1 protein-coding gene is annotated in these 224 nt (G+C 69.2%); it reads left to right on the forward strand.

Going from position 1 to position 224, the window contains the following annotated elements; translation table 11 throughout:
- Positions 1-224: hypothetical protein (locus tag ACIRQ9_RS35680; RefSeq protein ID WP_404183331.1), on the forward strand; the 224-nt coding region annotated here is incomplete at both ends.

Genomic DNA, 224 nt, shown 5'->3' on the forward strand with positions numbered 1-224 from the left:
CGCAGCCGAAAACCCCGCCGCCCACGAACCCGGCCTCGCCACCTTCCTGTCCAACCTCAGCATCCAGCTGTCGCAGGCCGGACGCCCCGAAGAAGCCCTGACCACCGCCCAGGAAGCGGTGCAGATCAAGCGCAGACTCGCAGCCGAAAACCCCGCCGCCCACGAACCCGGCCTCGCCACCTTCCTGTCCAACCTCAGCATCCAGCTGTCGCAGGCCGGACGCC

The organism is Streptomyces sp. NPDC101237 (assembly GCF_044767465.1).
GTDB classification, from domain to species: Bacteria; Actinomycetota; Actinomycetes; order Streptomycetales; family Streptomycetaceae; genus Streptomyces; species Streptomyces gramineus.